Source organism: Streptomyces chartreusis NRRL 3882, from assembly GCF_900236475.1.
Taxonomy (GTDB): domain Bacteria; phylum Actinomycetota; class Actinomycetes; order Streptomycetales; family Streptomycetaceae; genus Streptomyces; species Streptomyces chartreusis_D.
In genome coordinates this window covers 1,311,037-1,323,407 of the sequence record NZ_LT963352.1, presented here as the reverse complement: position 1 = coordinate 1,323,407, position 12,371 = coordinate 1,311,037, and the positions used below count along the sequence as shown (strand labels likewise).

Annotated in this window: 8 protein-coding genes and 6 pseudogenes; 9 read left to right on the top strand and 5 right to left on the bottom strand. The window is 68.3% G+C overall.

The window, feature by feature from the left end; genetic code table 11:
- The first annotated feature begins 52 nt into the window (after window positions 1-52).
- A complete protein-coding gene (locus SCNRRL3882_RS05970) occupies window positions 53-724 on the top strand; it encodes a GntR family transcriptional regulator (RefSeq protein WP_010042985.1) in 672 nt (223 codons plus the stop codon).
- Window positions 725-837: 113 nt separating this feature from the next.
- Here SCNRRL3882_RS05970 and SCNRRL3882_RS05965 read toward each other — a convergent pair whose 3' ends face one another.
- From SCNRRL3882_RS05965 to SCNRRL3882_RS05960, 3 genes are read right to left on the bottom strand one after another with little or no spacing between them, the layout of a single operon-like run.
- The gene (locus SCNRRL3882_RS05965; protein ID WP_010042983.1) at window positions 838-1,776 is read right to left on the bottom strand and encodes a PDR/VanB family oxidoreductase; all 939 of its coding nucleotides are present in this window, start codon (window positions 1,774-1,776) and stop codon (window positions 838-840) included.
- On the bottom strand, window positions 1,776-1,952 hold the full coding sequence (locus SCNRRL3882_RS41060; protein WP_010042980.1) for a hypothetical protein: 177 nt from the start codon (window positions 1,950-1,952) through the stop codon (window positions 1,776-1,778). The genes SCNRRL3882_RS05965 and SCNRRL3882_RS41060 overlap by 1 nt, the downstream gene beginning before the upstream one ends.
- Window positions 1,949-3,019 (bottom strand): aromatic ring-hydroxylating dioxygenase subunit alpha, encoded by a 1,071-nt coding sequence (locus SCNRRL3882_RS05960; protein ID WP_029181388.1) that lies wholly within the window; start codon window positions 3,017-3,019, stop codon window positions 1,949-1,951. Before SCNRRL3882_RS05960 ends, SCNRRL3882_RS41060 begins: the two co-directional genes overlap by 4 nt.
- 160 nt (window positions 3,020-3,179) lie before the next feature.
- Between SCNRRL3882_RS05960 and dmpG the strand changes: the two are divergent.
- Window positions 3,180-3,722 (top strand): annotated as a pseudogene (gene dmpG / locus SCNRRL3882_RS05955) (4-hydroxy-2-oxovalerate aldolase); the annotation flags it as partial.
- A 218-nt stretch (window positions 3,723-3,940) separates the two neighbouring features.
- Here dmpG and SCNRRL3882_RS05950 read toward each other — a convergent pair.
- A complete protein-coding gene (locus SCNRRL3882_RS05950) occupies window positions 3,941-4,378 on the bottom strand; it encodes a MarR family winged helix-turn-helix transcriptional regulator (RefSeq protein ID WP_231911100.1) in 438 nt (145 codons plus the stop codon).
- Between the two features lie 777 nt (window positions 4,379-5,155).
- Here SCNRRL3882_RS05950 and SCNRRL3882_RS05945 point away from each other — a divergent pair.
- The 4 genes and pseudogenes from SCNRRL3882_RS05945 to SCNRRL3882_RS05925 all read left to right on the top strand — a co-directional run.
- Window positions 5,156-5,797, top strand: a complete 642-nt coding sequence (locus tag SCNRRL3882_RS05945; protein WP_010042969.1) for an FMN-dependent NADH-azoreductase — start codon at window positions 5,156-5,158, stop codon at window positions 5,795-5,797.
- A 409-nt stretch (window positions 5,798-6,206) separates the two neighbouring features.
- Window positions 6,207-6,413 (top strand): LysM peptidoglycan-binding domain-containing protein, encoded by a 207-nt coding sequence (locus tag SCNRRL3882_RS05940; RefSeq protein WP_010042967.1) that lies wholly within the window; start codon window positions 6,207-6,209, stop codon window positions 6,411-6,413.
- A gap of 541 nt (window positions 6,414-6,954) precedes the next feature.
- Window positions 6,955-7,652, top strand: a pseudogene (locus SCNRRL3882_RS05930) (transposase).
- A 140-nt stretch (window positions 7,653-7,792) separates the two neighbouring features.
- Window positions 7,793-8,371, top strand: a pseudogene (locus tag SCNRRL3882_RS05925) (transposase); the annotation flags it as partial.
- On the opposite strand, the pseudogene SCNRRL3882_RS05920 reads toward SCNRRL3882_RS05925, so the two are convergent.
- Window positions 8,371-8,762 (bottom strand): annotated as a pseudogene (locus SCNRRL3882_RS05920) (transposase); the annotation flags it as partial. The pseudogenes SCNRRL3882_RS05925 and SCNRRL3882_RS05920 overlap by 1 nt on opposite strands.
- On the opposite strand from SCNRRL3882_RS05920, the pseudogene SCNRRL3882_RS05915 reads away from it, so the two are divergent.
- From SCNRRL3882_RS05915 to SCNRRL3882_RS05900, 3 genes and pseudogenes are all read left to right on the top strand, one after another.
- Window positions 8,757-9,084: pseudogene (locus tag SCNRRL3882_RS05915) on the top strand (transposase); the annotation flags it as partial. The pseudogenes SCNRRL3882_RS05920 and SCNRRL3882_RS05915 overlap by 6 nt on opposite strands.
- Before the next feature lie 838 nt (window positions 9,085-9,922).
- A complete protein-coding gene (locus tag SCNRRL3882_RS05905) occupies window positions 9,923-10,855 on the top strand; it encodes an aldo/keto reductase (protein WP_010042953.1) in 933 nt (310 codons plus the stop codon).
- 49 nt (window positions 10,856-10,904) lie between these two features.
- Window positions 10,905-12,122, top strand: a pseudogene (locus tag SCNRRL3882_RS05900) (IS1380 family transposase).
- Window positions 12,123-12,371: the final 249 nt, after the last annotated feature.

Below are 12,371 nucleotides of genomic sequence, written 5' to 3'. Positions count from 1 at the left end.
CGCGCACGATTGAGCCGCGCACGATCCGACCGTGAGAGGAACCACGACCGTCATGGCCTCGCAGCACACCCCCGCCCTGCCCGTGCTGGGCAGCAGGAAGCCCAGCCACCGGGAGCGGGTCGCGGACGCGCTGCGGGCGGCCCTGATCGCCGGCGAGCTGCTCCCCGGAGAGGTCTACTCGGCCCCCGGCCTCGCCGCCCGCTTCGGCGTCTCCGCCACCCCCGTGCGCGAGGCCATGCTCGACCTCGCCAAGGAAGGCCTCGTCGACACCGTGCCCAACAAGGGCTTCCGGGTCACGGCCGTCTCCGAGAAGCAACTGGACGAGTACACCCACATCCGGGCGCTGATCGAGATCCCCACGACGGCGGGCCTCGCGGCCACGGCCGACCCGGTGGCACTGGAGGCGCTCCGGCCCGTCGCCCAGGAGATAGTCACCTCCGCCGCGGCCGGTGACCTCATCGCCTACGTCGAGGCCGACCTGCGCTTCCACCTCGGCCTGCTGGCCCTCGCGGGCAACGACCATCTCGTCGACGTCGTACGGGACCTCAGACGCCGTTCCCGGCTCTACGGACTGACCGCGCTCGTCGAGCAGGGACGGCTGGAGGCGTCGGCGGAGGAGCACCTGGAGATCCTGGACGCGCTGCTCGCCCGGGACGAGGAAGCCGTACGGGCGGTGATGACCCGGCACCTCTCGCACGTCCGGGGCCTGTGGGCGGCACCCTGACCTGTTCCTCGACACGGGTTGTACGCGCCGGATGCGAACAGCGGCCGTCCCGACCGCCCGCGCCCGCCCGCCGTCCCGGTGCGGGACCGGGACGGCGAGGGGCGGCGGCCCGGTCACAGGTCCAGCACGAGCCGCCCGCCACGGCAGCGGGACACACAGATGAGCATGGTCTCGCCCGCCGCGCGCTCGTCGTCGGTGAGCACCGAGTCGCGGTGGTCAGGCTCGCCCTCCAGCACGTCGGTCTCGCAGGTGCCGCAGGTGCCCTCGGTGCAGGAGTAGAGCACCTCGACCCCGGCGGCGCGCACGGCGTCCAGTACCGACACGTCCGGCGCGACCGTGAGTGTCCTGCCGCTCCGCGCCAGCCGCACCTCGAACTCGGTGTCGCCGCCCGTCTCCTGCTCCTTCGGCCGGAACCGCTCGACGCGCAGCACTCCGGACGGGCAGCGCTCCTCGACCGCGTCCAGCAGCGGGCCGGGGCCGCAGCAGTAGACGAGCGTGCCCTCGGGTACGTCGTCCAGCACCGCGGGCAGGTCCAGCAGCCCCGTCTCGTCCTCGGGCGCGATGGTCACCCGGTCCCCGTACCGCCGGGCGAGTTCCTCGCCGAACGCCATCGACCGGCGGGTGCGCCCGCCGTACAGCAGCGTCCACTCGGCGCCCGCCGCCTCGGCAGCCGCCAGCATCGGCAGGATCGGGGTGATGCCGATGCCGCCCGCGACGAAGCGGTAGCGGGGGGCGGGCTCCAGGCCGAAGTTGTTCCGGGGCCCGCGCACCCGGACCTTGTCGCCCTGCCCCACCTGCTCGTGCACATGGGCCGAACCACCCCGGCCGTCCGGCTCGCGCAGCACCGCGATCCGCCAGGCCGACCGGTCCGCCGGATCGCCGCACAGCGAGTACTGCCGCTCCAGCCCGGGGCCGAGCACGACGTCGATGTGGGCGCCCGGCTCCCACGCCGGGAGCGGCTCGCCCAACGGGTGGCGCAGGGTCAGGGCGACCACGCCGTCGGCGACGAACTCACGCCGCGGGACGACGAGTTCGGCTTCGTACACGCTCATCAGCTGTTCCCTCGCGGCTCGTCGACGTCATGCCCCTGCGGGTGGGCGAGCATCCACTCCCACATCTCCACGGGGTCCTGCGCGGTGTGCTCACGGCCGCAGTGGCAGGTGCCGTGCAGGATGTCGGTGCCCGGCAGCCAGTCGATGCGGTAGATCTCGCCGGTCGGACTGGTCACTGGACCTTCTCCACGGGCTTCTCGCCCTGCTCCACCAGCCGGGCGAGGATACGGCGGGCGGCCAGACCACCGGTGTCGATGTTGATGCTCAGCTCCTGGTAACCGGTGCGCTCGGTGCCGAGGGTCTTCTGGAGCAGGTTGAGCGCGGTGACGTCCTGCATCACGACCGTGTGGTTGTTGCCGCGCAGGAACTCGGTGACCTCGGCGTCGTCCGTCGCCCAGTCGCGGGAGACGGCCCAGAAGTCGTACACCTTGCCGTCGCCGGACGGGGTGATCGCGTACGTGATCTCGGTGTGGAAGCCGTTCGGGTCGCTGCCGTCCGGCTCGGGCAGCACACCGACCGGGGCGATGCGGCTGTGCAGCAGATACAGGCACGGCGCGTGGTACTCGATGTCCTGCCAGCGGGTGATCCGCCCCTCGATGCCGGTGGACCTGGCGTAGAAGGGAGGGCACTCGGCGTCGTCCATGTGCCGGCTCACCCGGACGATCCCGGCGCCCTCGTCGACCTCCGTCGTGATCGGCGTCTCGGCGACCTCGGGCGTGCCGATGTACCCGCCGTGCAGATACGTCTCGTGGGACAGGTCAAGGAGGTTGTCGACGAGCAGGCCGTAGTCGCAGTCGATGGGCTCCATGCCGCGCACGGTGACCCAGCCGGGGGAGTCGAGGTGCCTGGCCCGCGGGATGCTCTGCGGGTCGGCGAGCGCGGGGTCACCGATCCACACCCAGATCAGCGAATCCTGCTCGACGACCGGGTAGGAGGCGACCCGGGCCGTTCGCGGCACCCGCTTCTGCCCCGGTACGTACACGCAGGTACCGGTCGTGTCGTACGTGAACCCGTGGTACCCGCAGACGATCCGGTCGCCGTCGAGGCGCGTCGGGGCCTCGGACAGCGGGTACCGGCGGTGCACACACCGGTCGTGCAGCACGACCGGTGTGCCCTCCTCCTCGGTCCGGTAGAGCACGAGCGTCTCACCGAGGATCGTCCGTCCGAGCAACTCCCGCCCGACCTCGTGACTATAGGCGGCGACGTACCACTGGTTCCTGGCGAAGGCGGTCATGTGAGGCATGGGGTTCCCGTCCCTGTCGGCGGGGCTTCGTCGCCCCGCGTGCCGTGGTTGGGAACAGAGTCCTGACGGCTGTGGCTGCCGCGCAAGGCGGCTTCTGTCAGGCGGAAGTGTCTCTGCGGAAGAGCAGGTCAGACCTTGTCATGCGTCTTGCTCACCACTCCAGGCGCGGCTCATGGAGTCGTACGGCACTCACTGCGTCTACGTCACCGACTCCGGCGGCCGGCTCACCATGGACGGTGTCCGCGACCGCTTCCGCGCCTACCGTGACGTCGTGGACCCGGCCACGGAGTTGGGCATCCACGCCCATCACAACCTCGCCCTGGGCATGGCGAACACCGTCGTCGCCGTCGAGAGCGGCGCTGTCCGCGTCGACGCCTCGCTCGCCGGGCAGGGGGCAGGCGCGGGCAACTGCCCCTCGAGGCTTTCATCGCGGTCGCCGACCTGATGGGACTTCGAGCACGGATGCGATCTGTTCCCGCTGATGGGCGCCGCCGACAATCTCGTACGTCCGCTGCAGGACCGCGAGGTACAAGTGGACCGCGAGACGCTCACCCTCGGCTACGCGGGCGTGTACTCCAGCTTCCTGCGCCCATCCGAGACCGCCGCCGCGCGCTACGGCCTGGACACCCGCAGCATCCTCGTGGAGGCCGGCAGACGGCGCATGGTCGGCGGCCCTGAGGACATGATCACCGACATCGCGTTGGGTTGGATCTGGCCGCGCGGGCGGAAACCGCTCCTGCATGCACAGGGAGGGAGACCGGTCGGCGCGGGAGAAGGCCCGCCGGACGCCGACGCTGGAAGCGTGAGTGCCACCGCCACCTGGACGGGCATGATCGCCATTCGGAATGGTCTCGATTCCCGTCCAGCACCGCCGCTTCTGTGCTACCTGGCAGTTGTCTCCAGAGAGGAACAGCACGCACCTCAGTCTTTGACAGTGCCCCGCTGAGCGGTGAGCGCAACCCGGGTCAGGAGGTCTCGAAACTGGGCCTGCTGTTCTCCGGTCAACTCCACAAGCAGCCGTGCCTCAGCGGCCGCGACATCAGTTCGCATGCGCTGCAGTTGCGATCGGCCTTCGTCCGTAAGGATCACGTGGCGAGCCCGCCGGTCCTGCGGATTCGGGCGTCGCGACAGCAGGCCCTGCCCCTCCAGGTCGTCGAGAAGGTAGGTCATCACCGTTCGGTCGAGACCGACCTGGCCGGCCAGTTCGAGCTGCGTGGGGGGTTTGCCCTCGGCCTCGGCCAGTGCCATGAGTACCAAGTAGGCGCGTGATCCTCCGGGCAGCGTCTCTGAGGCGTCGGCTGCAGCGCGCCGAAGCGCCCCCGAGATCATGCGAATGGCCCAAACCAGGTCGTTGTCCAAGGTAAGACACTTGGCGCTTTCGCTCGCTCGGCCGCGGGGTTCAGAGGAGGACATCAGATCACCGTAGCACCTTTCAGCATGGCGACAGATAATCTTGTTAGCAGAACATCTTGCCGCCATAGTTTTCTGGGGGCGGGGGCGCTCCGGCCCCGCGATGACGCAGCGGGTGGCAGGTCGCGGCCCGGTCATGGCAAGGAGACGTGTCATGACCGTCAGTAACGAGTTGGCGGACGAAACGCCCTGGTCACGAGGGCAACATCGTGGATCGGGCGGGCGATCGCCGAGGCACTGGCCCGACGAGGAGCGTCCGTCGTCCTGCGCGGCAGAGCGGCCTTGGTGCCCGAAATGGTGCGCCGACGGAGCGGATCGATCGTCCTGATCGGGTCGGGCACTGCCTGAACCCCAGCTGCGGTCGGTGCGGCTTAGGGCGCCTCGAAGGCCGACCCGGAGCGCTCGCCCGCTATTGGGCGTCCGAGTCCGGTCCGTCGGGTGTGCGGGTCGGCGCCGTCTCCCCGGGAGCCGTCCACATCGAGGGAACGGCGGCGATGCTCGGCGGGCACACGGCCGTGCCCGATGGGGCAAAACGCGCGAGGGCGCTGGGGATCCGAACGAAATCGCCGATGTCGTCTGCTTCCTGCTCGCCAGCCGAGATCCGACTGGGTTCCTCGCGAACCTCGCGTCACGCCGGCTTGTTAGTCAGATCACTTTTCTTGTAGGCAGATGTTCTGCCAGACATACTATCTGCATCACAGCAGAACTACGTTGGAGGAATGCCCCGTGAACCTGTTCCGTCTCGACGCGAGCATCCGTACCGAAGGGTCGGTGAGCCGCGCCCTCGCCGACACCGCCGAGCAGGCGTGGCTCGCCGAGCACCCCGGCGGCGTCGTGACCCGGCGCGACCTCGGGGTCCAGCCACTGCCCGGGGACGCATGGACGGCGCTCGCCCACGAAGTCGTGAACCCGGCCGCGCCGGCCCCGGCCGAGGCGCACGAGCTCCTCGACCGTCTCGGCGCGGAACTGCTCGCCGCCGACGCGTTCCTGTTCGCGGTGCCGATGTACAACTGGAATGTCCCGGAACAGGTCAAGACCTGGATCGACCTGATCCTGAAGCACCCCGTGGTGGGGGTGCACGGTGACTGGCCGCTCAAGGGCAAGCCGGCGCTCCTGACGCTGAGCCGGGGCGGCGGCTACGGGCCCGGCACCCCGAAGGAGGGCTGGGACCACGCCACGCCCTACCTGCGCACGATCCTGGCCGACGTCTTCGGCCTCGACCTGCAGATCGCCGAGGCGGAGCTGACCCACGCGTTCTGGAACCCGGAGATGGCGCACCTTCGAGGACTGGCCGAAGAGTCGATGAAGACGGGGCATGAGCAGGCCGCCGAGCACGGGCTGCGGATCGCCAAGCTGAGCAGGACCTGACCGCCCCGGGGTCTGTCTCGTAGATGACCGCGAGCTGCGCGCGCCCGCGCGGCGCCACCGCTTGGGGGGACCCTCTGTGCGGCCTCGCCGCACAGAGGGTCCCCTGGCGAGCGTTTCGTCCGCCGCCTTGCGTGCGTCACGCGGACGGCCGCTCGCCACCGCACTGTCGCTGGGACGAGATCCGATCGCCTCTGCAACCCGTCCTAGCGGGTCACAGCCTCATCGCCCCCACACAAGCGCATGTCAAAAAGGTGCACTAGCTGTACCGGGCACCGCAACGGCCCTTCCGCCAGGCGGACTTCCGCCAAGCGGAAGCCGCCTTCGGCAGAAGCGGTTTCCGGATCAAAAAGTGAAATCGAAACGGAATTCCGCACTTTGTTCTCGGGGAGGATTGTCTTAGGCTGGATGCATGGAAAAGACAAAAACGCAGTTCTACGTAGTGAAACGCGGTGACAATCTCACCAAGATCGCGCGGATGCACCACGTGAGTCTGGATCAGATTCTGGAGTGGAACCCGCAGATCGAGGATCCGGACCTCATCCACCCCGGCGATCGGATTCGTGTGGCCCCGCCCCGTGAAGCGGGCGGAGAGGACGGTGAGTACCAGAGCGAATGACCGGAACCGAAAGCTGGTCGGCCCGTACGCAAGCCGAATGACAGGCCTGCGTAACGGGCCGCCGCGCATGGTGCGCGCGTGCGAAAACGCGGGTTGCCCATCTCGAAAGGCAACTCGAGTACGAAAGCGTCAGTCCCCGCCCGGAAGAGCGCACGACACTCGTCGAAGCAATGCGGCGGCATCTCGAAAGGGCCCGCACTGCCGCCGACGAGGAATCCGGCTGGCGCAGTCCGTGGTCGGGCTCGACCGCCCGCGAGGGCGTCTGGTCGAATGTCCGCAGCGCGGAGGTGATGCTGCTTCGGCCGGAAACGGCGGTGCGGCTGGTCAGGGCGGTCATGCCGGCGAGTTCGGCCTCCAGTCAGGCCAGGGCCTGGTACCGGTCGTTGAAGCGAGTGGATTCTGCGCGCGTGCCCCGGTCCGGGTCGGCGGCGGCGTGCTCGGCGGCTTAGAGCTCGTAACACGATCTTGTGAATGTGTGCTGGTGGGGCGTGACCGGTTACGACAACTCCGCCGTTCGTGAGGTGTGGGGAGTCGGCCGTGGATCGTGGAGGATGAACTGTGGGCGTTGATCGAGCCGTTGCTGACGCCCTGGCCGCAGAAGGCGCCCGGCCCGAAGCCGGTGGATGACCGGCGGTGCCTGCAGGGCATCCTGTACGTGCTCTACAACGACATCAGCTGGCAACTACTGCCGCTGGAGCTCGGGTTCGGCTCGGGACAGACCTGCTGGCGTCGGCTGGGCCGGTGGCACGAGGCCGGCGTCTTCGAGACGCTGCACCGCATCCTGCTCGCCGAACTCCATGCGGCCGACGCCCTGGACTGGACCCGGGCCTGCGTGGATGCCTCCCACATCCGCGCGAAAAAAGGGGGGCGAGGCAACCGGCCCGTCGCCGGTCGACCGCGACCCTGGCCCTGGTCGACGGCATCCCGTCCGTCGCCGGGAAGCTGGGCCGTCCGCGCAGGCGCCCCGACGCGCTTCTGGGCGACAAGCGCTACGACAGCAACCCCAACCGGCGTGAGCTGCGCCGGCGCCGCATTCTCCCGGTGATCTCCCGCAAGGGCGCCCCGAACATCAGGGACCTGGGCAAGCTCCGCTACGTCGTCGAGCCAACCTTCTCGCTCCTGCAGCACTTCAAACGCCTGGCCGTTCGCGGGGAAAGACGCCTCGACCTGCACGACGCCTTCGTCTCCCTGGCCTGCAGTCTCATCTGCTGGAGACGCCTCAAGAAAGCCCGCCCATGATCATGTCACGAGCTCTAACCTCGCGCTTTCATGAAGCGGGCTGTCCGGCAGGCGGTCGGGAAAGCAGAAATTGCCTCTGACCAGCAAGAATGAGGATCGTCGAGGTCCTTGTTCCTGCCAACGCCAAAGGCGCTTCCCCGGTGAAGCACTCTATCGGGTCCTATCCCGCCTCCGCGTCCAGGACGACGGCCGCCATGTCGTCTCCCAGGCAGGAGCGGTCCTGCTCGTCGCAACGGTCCGCAAGACCTGTCTTGACCAGGCCATATCCCAGGCTCTGACTCCGTGGCGCAAACCGCGGGCTGTCCACCATCCCGGCAAGGCCCTCCTGGACGTGGCCCTGGCGGTCGCACCGGGCGGGGACTGCCTCGCGATTCGCGATGCTGCGGTGTGAGCCGGCCGTCTTCGGCCCGGTCGCCTCCGACCCGACCATCTCCCGCTGACCGACACCCTCGCCGCCTCCGGCGAGAAAGCCCTGCAGGCCATCCGCTCCGCACGCTCCGAAGGCCGAAACCGTGCCTGGTCGTCGGCCGGCCAGAACGCCCCGGACGCAGACGGCCAGGTCATCGTCGATCTCGACGGTGTCCTCGTGATCGCGCATTCCGACAAGGAGGACGCGGCCGCGACTTGGAAGAAGACCTACGGCGGTGGTGACGTGGCCGGCTGCCGTGTTGGAGCCCGCGTTCCCCGGCCACGGACCGGGCGGAACCGGCGAGCCCGTGAGCTCGAGCTCGGCGATCGGCCGGTGGGGGTGCTGGTCGGGAAGCAGGTGATCCGCATGCCGTGCGCGTCCGTGATCCGCAACTGGGCGCCAGGATGGGGCCGTTCTTTGCGGATGATCAGTCGCATGCCCTTGGGCCAGCCGTCCAGGAGTTTGCCGGTGAGCTCGGCGACCCAGGCCCCGTCACGGGCCTCACCGTTGGTCTCGACGGCCGGGGTCCAGGCTGAGGCGGGGATCTTCAGCACGTGTTCGTGGATCGCTTCGGTGATCTCCATGCCGACCGAGTAGGACAGCCATCGGCCTCGCGTGGCAAGCCAGGACGCGAAGTCGTGGGTGCCGCCCGCGGAGTCGGTTCGGATCAGGGTCTACCGCCCTCGCCGGTAGTGCTTCGGGCCCGGGCCCAGGACCGGATCCGGGCCGCCCGGTCCACTGGCCTGCGCAACCTGCCCCTGCACCGCACCGCCCAGAACCGAATCTGGCTGGAGATCGTGCAGATCGCTCTCGACCTGCTGGCCTGGATGCCGATGCTCGCCCTGGACCGGCACGGCCAGGCTCTGGGAGCCCCGCCGACTACGGCTCCGCCTGTTCTCCGCGGCCGCTCCGCTCGTCGCCACCGGTCGCCGCAGGATTCTTCGCCTCACCCAGCACTGGCCCTGGACCGGCGAGATCACCGTCGCCCTCGAACGGCTCGCGCTCCTGCCCAGCCCCGGCTGACCAGCAATTCTCCACCGTCCCGACGACAGCACCACCCGATCCCGGGCAGTGGAACCCGGCGCCCCCCGACGCGACAGCCGGGCCGCCGGCCTGCCCACCACCAGCTCCGGAAAGCGAAAGGGCCCACCGACTCCGTCGGCGGACCCTCACGAAAGATCGAGGTTAGGGAGGCACTCTCGATGAGGGCGAATGCGACATGTCGTCTTCCGCGAACCTCGGCCTGCCCTGGAGGGGGAGCAGAGCGCAGGGGGCGGCCGCTACGGCAGTCGCGCACTCAGCGATCGCAGGCACGCACACCGTCTGGCGCAAATCTATTCAGATCCCACAGTTCTCAATATCAGAACCAACAACTGTTGGATTTCCAGATCGGCCATTTCTAGAGTGAGCACGCGACGTCGCACAGCACCGCGAAATCGCCAAGGCGTCCGAGAGGAGGAAGCTCATGCAGCATCGCATCCTCGGCGACCGGAACGTCTCCGCGATCGGCCCGCCCACCGGCTCGGCGTCGACGCGATCGGCCTGGTGAAGTACGGAAGTTGCTCGAGGAGGCGCACAGATCGACGCAACCCCCGCATTGCGCGGCGGGATCGCGAACGCGAAGGGGCACGCAGAACGCCACAGCGCGATCCACCAGGCCGCCAACGAGACAGGCACCAACCGTCCACCGAATCACGCACACCTGGGAACTCGGTGCTCGCGCCCGCCGTCATCCCGATCCCCAGGGCCTCGCGCTCCGAAAGCATCCGCGACTTCGCAGCCGCGGCCGATCTCGAGCTCATAGCCGACCAGTTCGCACTTCCTTCGGTCTGAAACGTTCAAGTCACAGCGAAAGAGTCACATGAAGACCTTCATCCTGCCCGGCACCGACATGGTGGTCCCCAACGTCGTCCTTGGGCTGATGCGCATCCAGAACATGACCGACGAGGCGGTGCGCAGGCTCGTGAACACTGCACGCGACACCGGCATCACGTTCCTCGATCACGCCGACATATACGGCTCGGACGACCACGGTTGCGAGCGTCGGTTCGCTGAAGCCATGAAACTCAGCCCGTCGGAGCGTGAGCAGTTCGTCATTCAGTCGAAGGTCGGAATCGTCAGGAACGCGTCATACTTCGACTTCTCTCATCACCACATCATCGAGTCCGTGAACGGTTCACTCCGGGCACTGGGAACGGACTATCTCGACATCCTGCTGCTGCACCGTCCCGACGCTCTCGTCGAGCCGGAGGAGGTGGCCGGTGCCTTCGACGAGCTGTCGGCGGCAGGCAAAGTCCGTGCCTTCGGCGTCTCCAACCACACCCCCCGACAACTCGACCTGCTGCGCAAACACGTGACGCAACCAATCGTGGCGAACCAGCTGCAGCTGTCGATCACTCACGCCCCGATGATCGCGCAGGGCGTCGCCGCGAATATGCAGGACCTCGATCAGTCGGTCGTACGTGATGACGGAATCGTCGACTACTGCCGCCTGCACGACATCACCATTCAGGCGTGGTCGCCTTTCCAGGCCGGATTCTTCGACGGCCCGTTCCTCGGTTCCGACCGCTTCCCCGAGTTGAACGCCGTAATCGACCGGCTGAGCGACAAATATGGCGTGCCGGCCGAGGCGATCGCGGTCGCCTGGATCACGCGCCATCCCGCGCAGATGCAGGTCGTGCTCGGCACGACCACGCCAGAACGTGTCACGGCCGCCGCGCTCGGTTCCGACATCCCACTCACCCGATCCGAATGGTATGAACTGTTCCGTGCCGCCGGATACAAAGTGCCCTAACCTCGCGTTTTCACGCGGTGAGCTGTCCAAGAAAAAGAGCACTTTCCAGGTGAGAGAGCCTATCTCGTCGTACCCGCGTGTCCGTGTCCAGGGAGACGCTCGGCGGGTGGCCTCGCAGGCCGGTGCGGTCCTGCTACTGGAGACGGTCCGCAAGGTCGGCCTTGACCAGGCGATATACACAGCCCTGGCGTCCTGGCGCAAGCCGCGGGCCGTCCACGATCCTGGGAAGATCCTTCTGGACCTTGCTCTGGCGGTCGCACTGGGCGGGGACTGCCTCGCGGATGTCGCGATGCTGAGGTGTGAGCCGGCTGTCTTCGGGCCGGTCGCTTCCGACCCGACGGTCTCCCGCCTGATCGACACCCTCGATGGACGGGTCACGGTCGACATCGACGGCGTCCTCGTGATCGCGCACTCCGACAAGGAGGATGCGGCCGCGACCTGGAAGAAGACCTACGGCCATCACCCCCTGACGGCCTTCGTCGACCACGGCCCGGGCGGAACCGGAGAGCCGGTCGCTGCTCTCCTCAGACCGGGTAGCGCGGGCTCGAACACGGCCGCCGACCACGTCACCACCGCCCAACGGGCCCTGGCTCAACTGCCGAAGAAGTGCCGGCGAGGACGGCGGACGCTGATCCGCACGGACTCCGCCGGCGGCACCCACGACTTCGTGTCCTGGCTCGCGAAGCAAGGCCGATGGCTGTCCTGCTCGGTCGGCATGGTGATCACCTAGGCGATCCACCAGCACGTGCTGAAGATCCCCGGCCCGGCGTGGACGCCGGCCGTCGAGGCCGACGGCCAGGTCCGCGACGGAGCCTGGGTCGCCGAGCTCACGGGCAAGCTGCTGGACGGCTGGCCCAGCGGCATGCGGCTGATCGTCCGCAAGGAACGACCCCACCCCGGCGCCCAGTTGAGAATCACGGACGCGGACGGCAGGCGGATCACCTGCTTCGCTACCGATACGACCGGTCGGCCGATCGCCGAGCTCGAGCTCCGTCACCGTCTGCGGGCCCGAGCGGAGGACCGGATCCGGGCCGCCCGGTCCACTGGCCTGCGCAACCTGCCCCTCCACCACACCGCGCAGAACAAGGTCTGGCTGGAGATTGTCCAGATCGCACTCGACCTGCTGGCCTGGATGCCCATGCTCGCTCCGACCGGCAAAGCCCGACTCTGGGAACCCCGGATCGCGGCACGCTTGCGCTGCCCCGTGGCGGGCCTTTCCTCGTCGGTGATGGCGAATTCCCAGGCGTCCGTCCAGGGGACGACGTGAATAGGAGGTTCGTCTACGTGCCTGTTCTTGCAGAACACGGTGCCTCTCCGGGGCACTGCGGGGATGGGTTCCGAACATAACCCCGGCGGGTGAGGTCGCCACCTTGATCCCGCACAGCTCGCGCTGAATCTGGTCTGTGCGTCGCTGCCGACGTGGACTGTGATCGACAAGCCGGGAGGCATACGCCGCTGTTTTCGCGCCAGGACTGGGTTCCGCCCTTCGAAGGGAACCCCATCGGCGCGGCGGCCA